The following is a 1,085-nucleotide window of genomic DNA, read 5'->3' as shown; positions in this document are numbered from 1 at the left end:
TGAACCGGCCCGGGTTTGATGCCGCTACTGTTTGAGTCCGGAAGGATGGACAGTATGCCGAAGAGGATCGATCCCCAGTTGCGCGCGAGGTGCGTGCGTTTGGTGCGTGAGCACCAGCAGGAGTACCCCACCCAGACCGCAGCCGTGATCGCTGTTGCCCGCCAGGAAGGTGTGTCCAAAGAGTCGGTGAGGCGGTGGCTTGCCCAGGCTGAGATCGATGACGGGTCCCGGCCCGGTGTGACCAGCGAGGAATCCGCTGAGGTGAAACGATTGAAAGCTGAGAACCGTCGGCTACGGGAGGACAACGAGATCCTCCGCCGGGCCTCGATTTTCTTCGCGGGGGAGCTCGACCCCCGCAACCGCTGATCCTCGCGTTCATCGACCAGATGAGAGCCGAGGGATTCGCAGTCGAGTCGATCCTGAGAGTCCTGGCCCAGCAGGGCCTGCAGATCGCTGCACGTACCTACCGGTCCTGGAAAAAACCTGCCCGTATAGCTATCAGGACCGTCACCGATGCTCTGGTCGAAGATAAGATCCGCGATCTCGTCTGGGCCATTGATCAGCTCACGGGGCGCCCCCGGATGACCCCGGAGGGCCTGTATGGGCGACGGAAGATGCTCTGCCTTCTCCGCCGCCAACCCGGATTCGCCGCCGCCTCTCGGGGCGCAGTGGACCGGGCGATGCGCACTCTGGGCCTGCAGGGGGTGGTCCGGGCTAAGAAGCTGCGCACCACGATCTCGGCCGCGGATGGGACCCGGGCTGGTGACCTGCTCAATCGCGATTTCACCGCCCCCGCCCCGAACCGGGTGTGGGTCACCGATTTCACCTATGTCCGAACCTGGGCAGGGTTCGCCTATGTCGCGTTCATCGTCGATGTCTTCGCCCAGAAGATCGTGGGCTGGCATGCCGCGACCTGTAAGAACGTGGACCTGGTGATGACACCGCTGCGGATGGGACTGTGGCAGCGAGACCGCGAGAACCACCCCGTGGCCACTGGTGAGCTGATTCACCACAGCGATGCCGGGTCGCAATACACATCCGTGCGGCTGAGCGAGCACCTCGCACTCGAGGGCATCAATCCTTCG

1 pseudogene is annotated in these 1,085 nt (G+C 63.7%); it reads left to right on the top strand.

Features of this window, described 5'->3' with window-relative positions:
- Positions 1–54 precede the first annotated feature (54 nt).
- Positions 55–1,085: pseudogene (locus EWV37_RS15420) on the top strand (IS3 family transposase); the annotation flags it as partial.

It is taken from the genome of Kocuria carniphila (assembly GCF_004136555.1).
Taxonomy (GTDB): Bacteria; Actinomycetota; Actinomycetes; order Actinomycetales; family Micrococcaceae; genus Kocuria; species Kocuria carniphila.
The sequence above is the reverse complement of the archived record's forward strand: the minus strand, read 5'-3'. Positions and strand labels throughout refer to the sequence as shown.